Origin of the sequence: Sulfitobacter sp. D7 (assembly GCF_003611275.1) — a bacterium.
Lineage (GTDB): Bacteria > Pseudomonadota > Alphaproteobacteria > Rhodobacterales > Rhodobacteraceae > Sulfitobacter > Sulfitobacter profundi.
The window spans coordinates 96,013-109,946 of the sequence record NZ_CP020696.1; the positions used below are offsets into that span (position 1 = coordinate 96,013).

Annotated in this window: 12 protein-coding genes and 2 pseudogenes; 3 read left to right on the plus strand and 11 right to left on the minus strand. The window is 58.9% G+C overall.

Translation table 11 applies throughout. From position 1 onward, the window contains the following. Window positions 1-47 precede the first annotated feature (47 nt). Window positions 48-260 (plus strand): annotated as a pseudogene (locus tag B5M07_RS17910) (transposase); the annotation flags it as partial. 92 nt (window positions 261-352) lie between these two features. On the opposite strand, the gene B5M07_RS17915 reads toward B5M07_RS17910, so the two are convergent. From B5M07_RS17915 to B5M07_RS17950, 8 genes and pseudogenes are all read right to left on the minus strand, one after another. Continuing rightward, window positions 353-541: an MbcA/ParS/Xre antitoxin family protein gene (locus B5M07_RS17915; RefSeq protein WP_120352513.1), complete on the minus strand. Its 189-nt coding sequence runs from the start codon at window positions 539-541 to the stop codon at window positions 353-355. Between the two features lie 551 nt (window positions 542-1,092). After that, window positions 1,093-2,411: pseudogene (locus B5M07_RS17920) on the minus strand (aspartate aminotransferase family protein). Beyond that, entirely contained in the window at window positions 2,408-3,046 is a 639-nt protein-coding gene (locus tag B5M07_RS17925) for an isochorismatase family cysteine hydrolase (RefSeq protein ID WP_120352514.1), read from the minus strand. Before B5M07_RS17925 ends, B5M07_RS17920 begins: the two are co-directional and overlap by 4 nt. A 1-nt stretch (window position 3,047) precedes the next feature. Beyond that, on the minus strand, window positions 3,048-3,815 hold the full coding sequence (locus tag B5M07_RS17930) for an N-formylglutamate amidohydrolase (protein ID WP_120352515.1): 768 nt from the start codon (window positions 3,813-3,815) through the stop codon (window positions 3,048-3,050). Between the two features lie 2 nt (window positions 3,816-3,817). Further along, window positions 3,818-4,711 (minus strand): branched-chain amino acid ABC transporter permease, encoded by an 894-nt coding sequence (locus B5M07_RS17935; protein WP_120352516.1) that lies wholly within the window; start codon window positions 4,709-4,711, stop codon window positions 3,818-3,820. Then, window positions 4,711-5,427, minus strand: coding sequence for an ABC transporter ATP-binding protein (locus B5M07_RS17940; RefSeq protein ID WP_120352517.1), 717 nt, complete (start codon window positions 5,425-5,427; stop codon window positions 4,711-4,713). Before B5M07_RS17940 ends, B5M07_RS17935 begins: the two co-directional genes overlap by 1 nt. A gap of 12 nt (window positions 5,428-5,439) precedes the next feature. After that, entirely contained in the window at window positions 5,440-6,594 is a 1,155-nt protein-coding gene (locus B5M07_RS17945; RefSeq protein ID WP_120352518.1) for an ABC transporter substrate-binding protein, read from the minus strand. Then, a complete protein-coding gene (locus tag B5M07_RS17950) occupies window positions 6,591-8,399 on the minus strand; it encodes a branched-chain amino acid ABC transporter ATP-binding protein/permease (RefSeq protein WP_120352519.1) in 1,809 nt (602 codons plus the stop codon). The genes B5M07_RS17945 and B5M07_RS17950 overlap by 4 nt, the downstream gene beginning before the upstream one ends. Before the next feature lie 120 nt (window positions 8,400-8,519). Between B5M07_RS17950 and B5M07_RS17955 the strand changes: the two genes are divergently transcribed. Together B5M07_RS17955 and B5M07_RS17960 are read left to right on the plus strand one after the other, a co-directional pair. Beyond that, window positions 8,520-9,371, plus strand: coding sequence for a MurR/RpiR family transcriptional regulator (locus B5M07_RS17955; RefSeq protein WP_120352520.1), 852 nt, complete (start codon window positions 8,520-8,522; stop codon window positions 9,369-9,371). After that, the gene (locus B5M07_RS17960) at window positions 9,364-10,677 is read left to right on the plus strand and encodes a glutamine synthetase family protein (protein WP_120352521.1); all 1,314 of its coding nucleotides are present in this window, start codon (window positions 9,364-9,366) and stop codon (window positions 10,675-10,677) included. The genes B5M07_RS17955 and B5M07_RS17960 overlap by 8 nt, the downstream gene beginning before the upstream one ends. 445 nt (window positions 10,678-11,122) lie before the next feature. On the opposite strand, the gene B5M07_RS17965 is transcribed toward B5M07_RS17960, so the two are convergent. The 3 genes from B5M07_RS17965 to dctP are packed head-to-tail and all read right to left on the minus strand — an operon-like array spanning window position 11,123 to window position 13,921. Beyond that, window positions 11,123-12,397: a TRAP transporter large permease gene (locus B5M07_RS17965; RefSeq protein WP_120352522.1), complete on the minus strand. Its 1,275-nt coding sequence runs from the start codon at window positions 12,395-12,397 to the stop codon at window positions 11,123-11,125. Then, window positions 12,394-12,876 (minus strand): TRAP transporter small permease, encoded by a 483-nt coding sequence (locus B5M07_RS17970; RefSeq protein WP_254694013.1) that lies wholly within the window; start codon window positions 12,874-12,876, stop codon window positions 12,394-12,396. Before B5M07_RS17970 ends, B5M07_RS17965 begins: the two co-directional genes overlap by 4 nt. 46 nt (window positions 12,877-12,922) lie before the next feature. Further along, entirely contained in the window at window positions 12,923-13,921 is a 999-nt protein-coding gene (dctP, locus tag B5M07_RS17975; RefSeq protein WP_254694014.1) for a TRAP transporter substrate-binding protein DctP, read from the minus strand. Window positions 13,922-13,934: the final 13 nt, after the last annotated feature.

Below are 13,934 nucleotides of genomic sequence, written 5' to 3' on the forward strand. Positions count from 1 at the left end.
CGTTCTCATCCTGATTGACGCTGGATTCTCACCTTGTTTGTCGCGCGGCAATCGAAACCGATCTGGCGCCCATCGTGCGCTTTGCCCGCACATTGAACCGGGACTTCGATGCAGTCAAAAACGCCATCGAGATGCCATGGAGCAACGGCCAAGCAGAAGGTCAGATCAATCGCCTGAAGACGCTCAAACGCGCCATGTACGGTCGAGCCGGTCCAGAATTGTTGCGGGCGAGAATGCTACCGTTCCGCCACACAGATTGAGGCAGAGCCCAATTAAGGGCTACGCGACAGCAGCCCTTCAAGGGCATTTGGCGCATACACATGTTAGGTTGCCAAATAGCGGAGCCGATACCTCAGACAGCAAAACCGGCCTCAATCCTCACCAGAAGATGCTCTACGCGATCACGACCAAAATGGCTGCTCAGCAGATCTTGGGGTGCATGCATGTTCAATAACGGATGCTGGCGTGACAGCCATTCTTGTGCACGATCTTCAGATTTCAGCACGCGCTTCGCCATCTCAATCAACTGATCTCTAGTCATCGGCGCCCTCCTCTTAACGTCCTAAGATCATGGTGAACCTAACGCTGTCACAGCATGATAACTATAGGCACAAAAATATGAAGTCTCAGGCAGTTTATGACCTTGTGACACCTGAGACAGTCAAGAAGCGCACACTCTCCGCGTCTTCACGGGCAAAGCATGAGTAGGATATGAATGGGCATGATAATTTTTCTGATGCGTATAGGGAATGGATTGGCGCGCTGTTTCATCCAGGGCGCTCTCCTCGCGGAATTTTCCCATGACGCGACGGCATCCAATGAAAACCTCGAATTAGGGGCGGTTCAAGGTGATCACGCCTTCTCGAATGGCGGGCCAAATAAGAATCATACGAAAGGTAATCTTGCAATAAAATGGCTTAGTGAAAGATAAACGTACAATGCATCTAACCTTGGATACCGCCACTTGCATCCAGCTCACCTCAGCACAGTCGCAAACGCTGCATTCTTGACGGTTTTCCAAGTGGATTCTTGCCCACCCGATGCGCCTGCATTTTTTGGCGACCGAATCGACGGAAGCCAAAGTTTGTGTTGTTACCAGCCAGCGAACCTAACAACTTCAGCATCGCTCACCCGTCCTGCCAACGCGTCTTCGACCGCCTGCGCCAAGATCGCTGCGCCGCGCTTGGCCTCAGCCTCGCTCAAGATCAAAGGGGGCGTCAGTTCCAGCACGTTCGAATGCATCCCGACGTAGTAGAACACCGCATCCAGTTGCCAAGCCCGGAACACAGTCTTTCGGGCCAAGTCCGCATCAACCGCGTTGCTATCCGCAGCTATCAGCTCAACGCCGATGGCCAAGCCGCGGCCCCGGATATCGCCAACCTGCGGCAGATGCGCCGTCGCGCTGGCGATCTCGGCCATCAGAACATCGCCCACGCTTTGCGCCCGAGCCGCAAGACCGTTATCTTCAATCGCGGATAAAACCGCCAGCGCCGCTGTAGCGCAGACGGGATTGCCATGGAGCGTCTGCATTGAAAACGCTGTTGTGTGATCCATAATTTCGGCCGGCCCGATCACTGCCGAGATTGGCAGCCCGCCGCCCAGCCCTTTTCCCAGAACCACGATGTCGGGCATAAAATCCTCATGCTCGAAACAATGCAGCCTGCCGGTTCGCGCCAGCCCAACTTTGACCTCGTCGCAGACGGTCAGGATGCCGTAGCGCTCGCAGATTTCTGCCAGACGCTTCAGGAAAGTTGGAGGCGGCACGATCAACCCGCCGTCGGCCTGTATCGGTTCAATAAAGAAACAACCCACGTCCTCTCCGGGGCAAGTGGTGGTAAGCAAATGTTCGATATGCGCCAGCAACGCGGCGCCGCTGGCATCACCCTCAAGGGGCCGAAATGGATCGGGGTAAGGCACCAATGTCAGGCCACCTGATTTCGCGACCCCCTCTTGCGCGGTATGTCCGGAAACCGCCATCGAGCCTTGCGTTCCGCCGTGGTAGGCGCCGGAAAACGCCATCATCCGCGTCCGCCCGGTTGCTGCCGGCACCACCCGTGCCACGGTTTCATTGGCATCGCTGCCAGAATGCCCCAGCCAGACCCGTCGCTCCCCCGCCCCCGGGGTCAGCTGCAATAGCCGTTCAGCCAGCGCCACCGCCGGTTCGTTGGTTCCCGACAGGATCGACGCACCCGCTTGATCCGACAGCGCACCATCCACGGCCGCGCGCAGGGCCGGATGACTATGACCAAGACTTACAGCCCCCAGGACGCCGACAGATCAAGCAGCTCGCGGCCGCCCTCCTCAATCAGGGTGCAGCCCGAACCGCCCGTGACAGCCAGCGGAAAAAACCGAAGTTTTTGCAATGCCGACAATGCGGCCCCATCCCGCGCGATCAGGGCGACGTCGGTCATAGGGCCTTCAACTCTTCGAGTAGTTCTTGCGTGGCCACCTGGCGGCAGTACCCCTTAATGGTAGAAATCGAATTATCCTGTCGGGCCTGGCTTTCGGTGGCGCAGGCATCGGTCACTTGGGTTACCAGATAGCCCAGATCACAGGCATCGCGGATCGCACCTTCAACGCATTGATCCGTCAGCAACCCGCAGATCACCAGTTGCTTTACACCCAGATTGCGCAGCACATAGTCGATATGGGTCGAAACAAAGACAGAGGAGGAGGATTTCGGGAACACAATCTCGTCCTCGCCCGGCGCAATCTGATCGATCACTTTGCCATCCCATGAGCCCTTGGCCACGTTGAAGCCGGTGATCTTGTAATCAAGGCTGCGGTCGCGCCCGTCCAGCGTCAGGCTTTCGATCGTGGTGTACATCACTTCGATCTGCTTTTCGCGGAAGGCCTTTTGCAGCGCCTGCATCCGCGGAATCACCTCTTCGAGCTGTTCAAACAGCCAGCCGTGCTTGGCTTGAAATTCTTCCTCAGTCAGGCCGTCGAATTCAGCACCGTCTCGATGAGCCGAAAAATTCTGGACATCCACGTACAAAAGCGCCGATTGCGCCGGAACGAGGGGAACATTGCGTGTCAACGTCATGTTAGACTTCCTTGAGATAGCGGTTAATGGCTGTGCTTAGGGTCTCTGCCCAAGCCGCCCGGCCTTGGGAATCCCTGATCTGGTCATTGCGAATTTCAATTAGCGAATGCGGCAGACCGCTGGCCTCGCCGTGCTGGGGCACGAACCAGTCGGACTCGTCGTCAATCTGATAGGGCTCATTCATGCCGATGGTTAACTCGGGTCGCGCCTCTTGAACCAATCGCGCCAAATGGGTCGAGGCATGGGTCTCGTGTCGGAACAGAAAACCAATTTCCCAAGGACGCGAGGTCTTGCCCAATGTCGGGGTGAAACTGTGGATTGCCAGCACCATCCGGCGCGACGGCTGACGCAGGTATTCCGCAACCTTTTCCTGGAAAGGCTCAAAAATCTCCCGCACCCGAGCGACGCGGGCTGCGTTGTCGAGTGCACGGTTGCCCGGCACCGACACCCCATGGTTGCTTTCCGGGATCGCATCGGGGGCCTCGGGCGGGCGGTTACAGTCGATCACCAAGCGGCTGTAGGATTGCAGCACCGCCGGCGCGTTGAGCGTCTCGGCCATCAGCCGTGTCACCGCTTCGGCACCGATATCCCAGCCCACGTGACTGTCGCGGTCGTCCGCCTTCATACCAAGCCCGTTCAGCGCCTGCGGCACCGCTCGTCCGGCATGTTCGCACACCAGCAGCACCGGATGGTTGCTATCGGGATTGAGCACCGTGACCGGGGCGGGATCATCCGCCCCCAGCAGGGGCCGTGTCGTGTCCAGCGTCATCGTCAAACCTTTACACTTTTAAGGGAAGCCGCCGGGATCAATCCGTTAGGCCTGAACAGCAGGACAAGCACGACGATGCTCAGCCCAATGGGGTCGCGGAATTCCTGCATCGCCGGCGGCAGGAAGGCGGCCAGATAGATCTCGATGAACCCCAACAAGAACCCTCCTGCCACAGCCCCACGAAGGCTGCCGAGCCCGCCAAGGATCGCGGCGATAAAGGCTTTTACCACCGGCAGGAAGCCCATATGCGGTGCCACAGAAGATCGCTGTGAAACCCAAAGCACCGCCGCCACCCCGGCCAGCAGCCCCGACAGGGCAAAGGCGCCCGCGATCACCGTATTGGCGCGGATGCCCATCAGCCGCGCAACGTTGAAATCCTCGGCCGCGGCCCGCATCGCGATGCCGGTCTTTTGCCGCTTCATGAATATATCGAGAAAGATCAGCATCACGATCGTCGCCACGATCGCCGCAATCTTGTTCACCCCGATCACCAACCCACCAAGGGTGATGGAATCCGAAAGCACCTGCGGCAAGATCACCGGTTGCGACCGGGTCGAGATCAGGTTCTGGAACAGCACTTGCAAGATCATCGAAACCGCGAAGCTGGTCACCAGCATCGTCGCGCCGGAACTGTTGCGAACGGGGCGGAAGGCGATCCGCTCCATCAACACTGCGGCGATCATCGCCACCGCAATCGCCAACGGCACAGCCAGCAGGAACGATACACCGGCAATGCCACAATACATCAGCGTATAGCCGGAAATCGTCATCAATTCACCGTGGGCAAAGTTAATCAGCCCCATGATCGAAAAGACCACCGCGAGCCCCAACGCCAGCAGCGCATAGGTGCCGCCCAAGGCGAAGGCATTGACCGTCTGTTGCAAAAGCAAGTCCATCATTCGCCTCCCAGATAGGCAGATTTTAAGGTGTCGGACTGCGCCAGATCGGCGGCACTGCCCGCGGCCACGATCTGGCCATTGGCAAAGACATAGCCGCGGTCAGCCACTTCAAGCGCCATTGCGACGTTCTGTTCGACCACCGCGAGCGTGACGCCCTGCCCGCGCAGCCGTTCTATCAGCTCGAACACCTGCCCGATGATCTTCGGCGCGAGCCCCAGCGAGGGCTCGTCCAGCAACAACAGTTTGGGATTACTCATCAGCGCCCGCCCCACGGCGAGCATCTGTTGCTGCCCTCCCGACAGGGTACCCGCGAACTGGTCGCGGCGTTCGTGCAGAATTGGAAAAAGGTCGTAGACCCGATCCCATGCGGACTTGACCGCCGCCTTGTCGGTGATCGCAAAGGCCCCCATCCGCAAATTTTCCGCTACGCTTAAGGAGCCAAACACCCGCCGCCCCTCAGGCGACAGCGTCATTCCCGCCGGCGCTAGCAATTCCGGCGCCCAATCGGTGATGTCTTTGCCCTTGAAATAAACCGCGCCGCTGGCCACGGGCACCAGCCCCACCAGTGCATTCAAGGTCGAGGATTTGCCCGCACCGTTGGCGCCAAGGAAGGCCACGATCTCGCCTTCCTTGATCTCAAAGTCGATCCCCCGCACCGCTTCAATCGGGCCGTAGCTGACCGCAAGGGACTGGACAGATAGAAGCGATGTCATGGCCATTGACCCTTATTGCATCCGCGGTGCTGGAATCAGCTCAGCGGTCGGGCTCGGCTGGCCCACAAGCTCACGTTCACCATCGGTGACACGGATCAGAGTCACCTCGCGCACTGGCATGCCGTTGGTGCCTTTGTAGGTGATCAGACTGGTCGCGCCGCGCACGTTCTCCAGCTCGGCCAGGGCATCGCGGATGGCAATCGGATCGGTTGTCCCCGCCGCCTTGACCGCCTCGGCGACCACGATCACCAGATCATAGCCCACGGCATTGAACACGGTTTCCGACGGGCTGCCGGTCGCGGCCTCATATTTGGCGTTAAACTCAGCCAGCGGGTTGCCCTCGGTTGCATGTCCGGCAGTGGTGAACACCACCCCCTCGCCGACATCGCCCAACGAAAAGGTCGTCGGGCTGTCGATGCCGTCCGAACCGATCATCTGACTGGTTACGCCCGCCGCGCGCAGTGCCTTGAGCATCGACGGAAAGTCGGGCTCGTAAGATGAGGTCATGATGACATCGGGCTGCGGATCAAGCGCCGCGATCCGGGTCGCAATCGCCGAAAAATCCTGCTGACCGATGGAATGGGTGTCCTGGCCGAGAACCTCGCCGCCCAAAGCCTCGAACACGTCGCTGAAGTATAGCGGCATGGTGGTATACTGGCTGTCTGGCGAATAGATAATATAGGCTGTCTCATGGCCCTGCTCGCGCGCCCATTCGGCGGACACCGTGGCTTGCACGTTGTCGCCGGGGAAGTTGGCAAACATGAAGTCGCCGCCGATCATCGGCAGGGTGGGCGAAGAAGCACAGGTCGAAATCGCTGGAATCTGCGCTGAAGTCACTGTCCCAATCGAGGCCAGCGCCGGGTCGGCGTCACACGGCAGCACGATCACTGACACGCCCTCGTCGGCCAGTTCCTGCACTGCGATGGCGGTCTGCGCTGCATCCGAGCGCACGTCTTTCTCTACCAGTTCGATCTTGATGTTGCCGTTGATCCCGCCTTCGGCGTTGATCTCGTCCACAGCAATATGCACGCCCTCGATCACCGGCCCGTCATAGCCCGCCAATCCGCCAGTCTGAGCGGTTGCCAGCCCAATCTTCAGGGTTTCAGCAAAGGTCGGTCCGGCAAGGGCCGCCGCCACTAAGGTTGATGCAAGTATTGTCTTTTTCATTGAACTTCCTCCAGTTGGTTGCCGTTGTCTTCTTGTTTTGGGCCGAGATAGGCCTCAATTACGGCCGGATCGTTCTGAATCTCTGCCGGGGTCCCTTCGGCGATCTTGTGCCCTTCGTTCAGCACCACCAACCGGTCGCAAAGCTGGTTGATTAGTTTCAGATCGTGATCGACCAGCAAGATCCCCAGCCTGAGATCACGGGTCAGACCGCGCAGGGTTTCCATCAAGTCATCGGTTTCATCGCGGTTCATCCCCGCCGCCGGCTCATCCAGAAACAGCAACGACGGCTCACAAGCCAGCGCGCGGGCAATCTCGACCCGTCGCTGATCGCCATAAGACAGCGTACCCGCATCTGCGTTCGCATGGCGGGTCACGCCCATCCGTTCCAGCGCGGCGCGTGTGCGGGCCTCGGCGTTGTGCCCGCCACGTGTCGACAGTGCCGCCACCAGCACGTTCTGGAACACACTCAAGGTTTCGAACAGTCGGATATTCTGGAAGGTCCGCGCGATGCCACGATCGGCGATGTCTTGCGACGCAAGCCCGGTCAGCGCCTCAGAGCCAAGGTGAACCTCACCCTTGGTCGGCACCAGCACTCCTGACAGCATGTTCATCAGCGTCGTCTTGCCCGATCCGTTCGGCCCGATCAGCCCGGTAATCTCGCCGGGAGTCAGCGTTATATCCACATTATTCACCGCCGTGAGCCCGCCGAACTGCATGGTCATGCCCTTGGCCACCAACGGTTCGGTGCTCGCGTTCTTTGCAATCTTGGATTCTTCCTCAGGCATAGGGCGGTGTGGGAACAGCCGTTCCTCCCATTCCTTCAGGCCCGCCAAACCGTCAGGCTTGCGGAACATCGCGAAAAGAATGATCAGGCCGATGCCAATCTGAGTGGTGCCAAAGACCGCTGGAACCTCAAGCCCGGCCAAGGAGAACCCACTCTCGAACCGGCGAAGAACCTCGGTCACCAGCGTGATCGCCACTGCACCGGTTATTGCCCCAGTAACGGTCGTCATGCCGCCGACAATCAGCATCGCCAGCAACAGGAAGGTATCGGTGAAATAGAATTTCTTGGGGCTGATCGCACCCAGAAAATGCGCGAGCAAAGCGCCCGATAAGGCCATCAGGGCCGCACTCAGCACAAAGGCAAACAGCCGCTCGCGCCGGATCCGAACCCCTACCGCACTGGCAGCGATCGCGTTCTCCCGTCCGGCCCGTAGCCGCAGTCCCGACACTGAATCGCGATACAGCCGCGCTACGATCAACGCCAGCACCACGCCCCCGGCCGCGACCCAAAGCGTGGTGACTGCTGGGATGCCAAAGAACGTTTGCGATCCGCGAGTAACATCGCGCCAACCAATGGCGACCCCATGCACGATGATCAAAAGCCCCAGCGTCGCGATCACCGCGGCCGACCCTTCTAACTTGCCGATCGCCAGACCGATGACCGCCGCCACCACGCAGGTCAGCAAGATCGCAACAATCGTCGCAGAAAAAATCCCCACCTCGGTCGTCGCGAGCCAACCAGGCAATTTCGGCAACGTCGCGATCTTAAGGTGTGCCGGAAGCGTAAGTAACGAGGCCGCATAAGCGCCAATCGCCATGAATGATAGATGCCCAAAGCTGAGGATGCCCGAGTTGCCGCTGTAGACCCCCATCCCGACCACCGCAATCAGCGAGATGTAGAACACGGTCAGCACCCGCTCACTCGCCGCGCCGACCGACGACGCGATCAGGGTCGCCGCGATCACAAGCGCGACAATCCCCAGAACCGAGGCGAATATATGCTTGCGTGGTGCAGTGATCATATCGAATCTCGCAGGTCAATTTCGGCCAGCATAGTGACCGTATTTTTTCAAAGTCAATAATATTGCCAGTCTTGACAAGATGTTTTCACAGGTGCTTCCTTCTTTGGAAAGGGAGAGCCAATGCAAGTTCGCGAACGCATAGAAAAATTGTCGGGCGATCTGACCGCGACTGAGCGTAAGCTTTCGACTGCGCTCTTGCTTGACTATCCATTTGCCGGACTGGAACCGATCCAGGAACTCGCCCGTGCCACCAACACCTCGCCGCCCACGATCTCGCGTTTTGTCAGCAAACTGGGATTTCACGGCTATCAAGATTTCCAGCGCCATCTGATCGGCGAGCTGAAACAAGGCCAGCGCTCCCCCGTCGATCTGCAGGCGTCCAGCGCTCCGATTGAAGGCGCGTTCCTCGAGAACTTTCTCGAACGGGTCTGCACCCTTGTAAAAAGCGCAAACAAGGCTGTGTCCGAAGCCCAATTCGCACGCATCGCCGAAATGCTGGCAGATGAGAAACGCAGCATCTTTGTAATCGGCGGCCGGATGAGCGACCCGCTCGCGCAATACCTCTCGCGCCACCTACGTCAGATCCGCGCCAAGGTGTTCCATCTGCCCCCCGACCCCGACGTTTGGCCGGAATACCTGTTGCGAATGCGCGCTAAGGATGTGCTCTTCGTGATCGATTTTCGGCGGTACCAGCACAATCTGTCCGCGCTGGCGCTGAAGGCTACTCAGGCGCGCAATGTTCAGATCGTGTTGATGACTGACGAATGGCTCTCACCGATTTCAGCACAGGCCAGCGAAGTCCTCGCCGCCTCAATTGACGTCAGCACCCTGTGGGACAGCTACACCGGTGCCCTGGCACTGCTCGAGGCCCTGTTGACGCGCATCGCGGGCGACAACTGGGACCTCACGAAAAGCCGGATCGAGGAATGGGATTCCTTCCGGTTGGATTTTGGAGTTATCAAAGATGATTAAGACCCCCCTGATTTTCGCCGCCACCTCAGACCTGGCCGGCAAAACTCGCGGCAAGGCGTTCCCATTGGCAGACCTTGCCAAACGCGCCAAACGAGGCGTCGGCTGGACCCCGACCAACGTGATGATCACCTGTTTCGATACTATCGCGGAAAGCCCCTTCGGCTCGCTAGGCGATCTGTTGCTGATCCCCGACGAAGAGGCCGGCGTCGAGCTTGATTTCGAAGACGGCGGCCCGGTTGAGCGGATCATGCTGGGCGACATCACGGATCTCGACCGCAAGCCCTGGGATTTCTGTACGCGCTCTTTGCTCAAGACCGCGCTAAAAAGGCTCAAAGATGCGAGCGGCCTCAGGCTCGTCTCCGCGTTTGAGCACGAATTCCAGTTCAAGACGAGCGGCGATCAACCCGGCGGTGCCTTTGGCCATTCGGTGTTCTCCGAACGCCGGGTTTTCGGCGAAACGCTAATGGCCGCGCTCGGTCAAAGCGGACTGGGGGCCGACACCTTCATGAAAGAATACGGTGCCAACCAGTTCGAAGTTACCAATGATCCGGCGCAGGACCACCGCTCCGCCGATCAGGCCGTTATTCTGCGCGAAGTCACGCGGATGACCGCACAACGGTTGGGCGAAGATGTGACTTTCACCCCGATCCGCAATCCTGCGGGCGTTGGCAACGGCGTGCACATCCATCTGAGCTTTCTCGACGACGCCGGCGAGCCGGCCACCTATGACGCCCAGGGCGTCGCTGGAATGTCGCAGGCTACCGGCGCATTCATCGCTGGGGTGCTAAAATACCTCGACAGCATCATCGCACTGACAGCGCCCTCGGACGTGTCCTACCTGCGGCTGACGCCGCACCGTTGGTCCGCCGCCTACAACAACCTGGGCTTCCGTGACCGCGAAGCCTCAGTGCGGATTTGTCCGGTGACGGCGCAGGACAGCTCCAGCGTCGCGCGGCAATATAACTTCGAATACCGCGCCGCCGATGCCACCGCCTCACCGCATCTTGCCCTCGCGGCGATCATCCATGCCGGGGCGCAGGGCATCGAAGATGCCCTGCCCGCGCCGCAGGTCACAGAAGAAGACCTGTCCACCCTCTCCGCCGATGCCTTAGCAGAGCGCGGCTATATACGGCTGCCTGAAACCCTGACTGAAGCTCTGCAAAGATTCGAAGACAATGCAACCGTGCGGGGATGGTTCCCGGCCGACTTCGCCGCTGTCTATACCGCCCACAAACGCGGCGAGCTAGCCGCATTGGAGGGTAAAGACACCGCCACCCGCTGTGTCGCCTATGAAGAAGTTTACTAATGAAGCGCCGGCAATATTTGCGTCTTCGCGCGGGTTGGCAGCCGCAGGACAAAGGAATGCGGACGGATAAGCGCATTCCACCAAAGCAGCGCAGCAGATACGCGGCCATGTGGCGTCTAGGTTCCCGGTAGAAAAGCGTTGGTACAACTGCGCCCTCAGGAGCGCGGCTATAGCCAAGTTGTGGACTATTGGTTAAATTGATGCCCTTGGAGCTGCCGTCGGCAGCAGCGGCTGCGGCTACGTCGAGAGTGCGCCCGGACCGAGGTTCGTCGTCGTTATGGTGGCGACCACCGGATGCACTTTCACGACCATGTCAGCGGGCGGCCGCGGCAGTTCAACCTGTTTGCAAACGGCCACACCATTGACGATGTCGGAGACAGCGCAAGTTACGGTCTGCATACCGCCTTGCGCTTCAGCGCCAAAGGGCAGCGTGGCTTACGCTGCGTCAGAACAATAAGTCCGGCAAGAATGTAACCAAGGGCGGCACGAAGGTCAGCAAGAGCAAAACGCAAATTAGGCTGAGAAGAAATGGCAAAAACTCTTTGGAAAACTCTTCAATTGAACATCGGGTGATTGAGCAGACTGTATAGAGCACTGTTCCGACGGGCGGCGTAATGGAGCCGATCGTCGTGTTGAACACGAGCACGATCCCGAAATGCACCGGGTCAATCCCCAAGGTCCGCGTGACCTCAATCAGGATCGGCACTAGGATTACCATGAGGGCCAGGCCTTCTAGCATGGTCCCAAGCACTAGCAGCAGAACGTTTAGGATCAATAAGACGACATATTTGTTGTCTGATAAGGTAAGCAGTCCGGAGAGCAGAGTCTGCGGCACCTGTTCAAGGGCCAAGACAAGAGAAAATACGGCCGCCGAGGCCACGATGAACAAGACATTCGCCGTGGTCAGAGCGGACTCGCGTAGCAGATCATAGGTCTCGTACAGATTAAAGCCGCGATAGATGAACATGCCCACGAGAAAGGCATAAAGCGCAGCAATGGCACCAAGCTCAGTGGGGGTGAACCAGCCCCCGCGCAAGCCGACAATCAACAGGATTGGCATGGCGAGGGCCCAAAGAGCCGCGCGCGCGCGGGTTGCGATCTGACGGACTGGCAGCCTTCTTTCACGTTCAGGCCGATACCCACGGCGTTTCGCGACGTAGCGCACAGTTAGAAGCAGTGCCAAGGTGATGATCATGGCGGGAATGACTCCGCCGATGAACAGGCGCCCAATGGAAGTCTCCGTGAGCAGGCCGTAAACGATCAGCCCGATTGACGGGGGCATGATGGGCGCAATGGCCCCGGATGCGGCGCTGACGACCGAGGCGAAACCATTGGAATATCCTCTTTCGCGCATAATCGGCGCGATGGTGCGCGCGTCGATCGCAGCATCAGCGTTGGAAGATCCAGACATGGCTCCCAGAAACAGCGAGTTCATCACTGCGACCTGGGCCAATCCGCCATGCCAGTGGCCAACCAGCCCATCTGCGAAATCATAGAGCCGCCGGGCAATTCCGCCCCGCGCCATGGCCGCGCCAGCAACGATAAAGAACGGTACGGCTAGCAATGGAAAGCTTTCGAGGGAGGAGGCCATACGTTGGGCCACTGTGCTGGCCATCATCGGGTTCAAGGTGAAGTAGAACACCGAAGCACCAAGAATGACGAAAGCAATCGGGACGCCAAGCACCAATAACAGAATAAATACTATGCCTGAGATGATCATTCGCTGCGCCTCCGCCAAAGGATCACGATATGTAGCAGCTGCGTCACGATGATCGCCCCCATGGCAAAAGCAAGCCCGGCAGAAACGATCCACTTAGGCCAGCCGAGCGCCAGAAAGGTTGTAAATCGCGCCGTTGCGACCTGTGCTGTGGCTGCGTGCAATACGGCACTTGATATTGCGATCACTAACAGGTGCGACAGTAAAAGAGCAGGGCGCTCAAGTGCGCGCGGCAGACGGGAGAGAAAGTAATCAACGCCGAACATCTGTTTGTTCAGCGCAGCGCCAATTATGCCGAAGAAGACGACGCCGGAAAAGCACAGGACGGCAAGTTCATTAGCGGTTTGAAACCCTTCGCGCAGGATGGTTCGGGAAATGACGTTTGCGCCCACCACAACGAGAACGCCCGCCAGAAGCAAAGTCGGGATCACTTCGCCGATCAGGCGCAGCAGGGCTCGTAGAAGGGGTTCTATGGCGCTCACCTTTCAGGAGGAGGCTTCCGGCGCGGCAAGGCGCCGGAAGCAATGGTCAACCTGCCGCTGCGGCGCGAATTTTGTCAAATAGACCTTCGGGCAGGTCATCGAAGAAGCTTGCAGTGGCGGCGCGATAAGCCTCAAGGTCGGGATCGTGGAACGTAACCCCGGCGGCTTCGAATTCCTGCCGGATCTCGTTCTCCTGTGCCATTGATTGCTCTGTAAGCTGTTGCCCGCCGCGCCGGAACTCCTCAATCATAATCGCCCGGTCATCTTCAGACAGAGCCTGAAATGCCTTTTCTGACGTAATCCAGCCGAGGAAGAGGTTGAAGTGGCCCGTGAGGGTGATCTCTTTGACAACTTCATACCAACGGTTCGCGCGCAGGCCTGTAAGGGGCGATTCACCGGCGCTCACCACGCCTTGCGACAGGGCGGAATAGGCCTCAGCGGCCTCAACGGTCGTCGCCACGACACCCATAGGCTCAAAGGTGTTAAGCCAGGTTTCCAAAGGCGGTACGCGCATTTTGACGCCTTCGAGATCTGACGGGCTGGTATAGGGTTGCGTGCCGATCATATGGCGGGCACCATCGAACCAGTTCAAAGCCAGCACGCGCAAACCGGCGGTCTGTGCCAGCTGGTCATAGTAGCCCTGCATCAACTGGGAATTTGCAAGACGCTCTGCTTCTTCCGCATTGCCGACGATAAAGGGGCCTTCGACGGCGGCAAGTTCTGGCACGCCAAATTGGGACAGGAAGCTGGCCGATGCATAGGCGATGGTGGGCTGACCCTGGCTTGCTTGTTCAATCGTATCGGTGGTGGTGCCCAACTGGGCGCTTGGGAACATCTGGAATGTCACGCGGCCTTCAGTGCGGTCCTGAATGCGTTTGCCTGTCTCCTCGGCAAGTTTGTTTGACAAGGCCGTGGGGGCGTTCACCGAGGCGATGCGGAAGTTTGCAGCCTGGGCCAGAGCGGATGTGGCGGCCATGCCAAGCGGCAGGCTGGCCAGCATCGCAAGAGCTTGGCGGCGGCTCAGAGTGTTCATTGGGGTTGTCATATGGTCCTCCTCC

What these genes read in the sequence shown, in the direction of transcription:
- B5M07_RS17915 (WP_120352513.1), bottom strand. Translation starts at nt 541, where the DNA reads ATGACTAGAGATCAGTTGATTGAGATGGCGAAGCGCGTGCTGAAATCT.
- B5M07_RS17925 (WP_120352514.1), bottom strand. Translation starts at nt 3,046, where the DNA reads ATGACGTTGACACGCAATGTTCCCCTCGTTCCGGCGCAATCGGCGCTT.
- B5M07_RS17930 (WP_120352515.1), bottom strand. Translation starts at nt 3,815, where the DNA reads ATGACGCTGGACACGACACGGCCCCTGCTGGGGGCGGATGATCCCGCC.
- B5M07_RS17935 (WP_120352516.1), bottom strand. Translation starts at nt 4,711, where the DNA reads ATGGACTTGCTTTTGCAACAGACGGTCAATGCCTTCGCCTTGGGCGGC.
- B5M07_RS17940 (WP_120352517.1), bottom strand. Translation starts at nt 5,427, where the DNA reads ATGACATCGCTTCTATCTGTCCAGTCCCTTGCGGTCAGCTACGGCCCG.
- B5M07_RS17945 (WP_120352518.1), bottom strand. Translation starts at nt 6,594, where the DNA reads ATGAAAAAGACAATACTTGCATCAACCTTAGTGGCGGCGGCCCTTGCC.
- B5M07_RS17950 (WP_120352519.1), bottom strand. Translation starts at nt 8,399, where the DNA reads ATGATCACTGCACCACGCAAGCATATATTCGCCTCGGTTCTGGGGATT.
- B5M07_RS17955 (WP_120352520.1), top strand. Translation starts at nt 8,520, where the DNA reads ATGCAAGTTCGCGAACGCATAGAAAAATTGTCGGGCGATCTGACCGCG.
- B5M07_RS17960 (WP_120352521.1), top strand. Translation starts at nt 9,364, where the DNA reads ATGATTAAGACCCCCCTGATTTTCGCCGCCACCTCAGACCTGGCCGGC.
- B5M07_RS17965 (WP_120352522.1), bottom strand. Translation starts at nt 12,397, where the DNA reads ATGATCATCTCAGGCATAGTATTTATTCTGTTATTGGTGCTTGGCGTC.
- dctP (WP_254694014.1), bottom strand. Translation starts at nt 13,921, where the DNA reads ATGACAACCCCAATGAACACTCTGAGCCGCCGCCAAGCTCTTGCGATG.